This window comes from Litorimonas sp. (assembly GCA_029936425.1).
In the GTDB taxonomy this organism is placed as follows: Bacteria; Pseudomonadota; Alphaproteobacteria; order Caulobacterales; family Maricaulaceae; genus Litorimonas.
Genome location: JAPYSU010000032.1, coordinates 4242 through 5671, shown reverse-complemented (window position 1 = coordinate 5671; position 1430 = coordinate 4242). Strand labels below are relative to the sequence as shown.

Annotated in this window: 1 protein-coding gene; it reads left to right on the top strand. The window is 50.5% G+C overall.

What is annotated here, in order from left to right:
• Window positions 1-238: 238 nt before the first annotated feature.
• Window positions 239-1430, top strand: a 1192-nt coding sequence (locus tag ACN0IC_RS14575; protein ID WP_416879516.1) for a glycosyltransferase family 4 protein, incomplete at its 3' end; no start/stop codon positions are given.

Here is a 1430-nt window from a genome sequence, read left to right as displayed (position 1 = left end):
TCAGTTTCTGGGTATCTAGATATCAATCGAGAAACCCGGACTGAGCCACGCCACAAGCGCATCTGTGGCGTGGCTCTGCTATCCATGAGTAATGTGCGGCCAATGCCCAAAAGCTTCGGCGAAGTCTCTCGCACTTCGTGTCGATTAGAAGCGTTTCCACAACCGCTTACTTAACGGCTGATGACCCATTAGCGAAAATATTTACTCAAAATTTACCTTACCATGAACTAGTCAGATCATGAATTTGACGCCACCTTCTACTCCAGCCGCTGCCGTTCAGCCTCACATATTGATTGTGGTTGAAAATCTGCCAGTGCCCCTTGACCGTCGCGTGTGGCTAGAGGCGACCAGCTGCGTTCGCGCAGGATACATCGTTTCCATCATCTCACCCATGGGTTTAGGCTGGGACGAACCATATGAGTTACTTGAAGGCGTGCATATCTATCGCCACCCTGTTCCTGTTGAGGATGGTTCAGGAATATTGGATTACGCCCGGGAATACAGCCATGCGATCTGGCACTGGTTTCGTCTGGCAAAAATAGTCTGGAAGCGGTGCCCTTTCGATGTGATCCAAGGCTGCAACCCACCTGACCTCATATTCATACTGGCGTTAAGATATCGATGGCGCGGCGTCCGGTACATGTTTGACCACCATGACGTTTGCCCTGAACTTCTGATCGCGAAGTTTGGAAAACGCGGCGTAGTTTACTGGTTGATGCGCCTGCTCGAGCGGTTGAATTTTGCCGTGGCGTCCGTCTCTATGGCTACAAATGAAAGTTTTCGTAGAATTGCCATCACCCGCGGTGGAAAATCGGAGAGCGATGTATTTGTCGTAAGGTCAGCACCGAAAATCGATTGCTTTATTCCCGCCGAAGGTGACCGAGCGTATCGCGGAAAAGCGGCAACGGTGTTTGGTTACGTCGGAGTGATCGGTCAACAAGAAGGGATGACAACCCTCGTGAGCGCTGCGTCGCATCTTGTCCACGCCCATAAGCAGACGGATGTGCATTTCGTGATCATCGGCTTTGGACCTGCATTGGATATGATGATCCAGCAGGTTGGTGACCTTGATTTAGCCGAATATTTCACTTTCACCGGGGCACTATACCAAACGGATCTGATCGCAGCTTTGAACGCAATAGATATAGGTTTGGCATGCGACCCGAAAAACCCGATGAACGACATGTCCACCATGAATAAAGTTATGGAGTACATGGCGCTCGGAAAACCTGTGGTTCAATTCGATCTCGTCGAAGGGCGCGTATCTGCGGGTACGGCCAGCCTATATGCTAGCTCAAATGATCCGGAAGATTTTGCCGATAAAATGAGCTTGCTCATTGAAGATCGCGAATTACGCAAGAGGATGGGCGCAGAAGGCCGTCGGCGAGTGTTGAATGAACTTTCATGGGCATACTCGGAACCTCACCTCT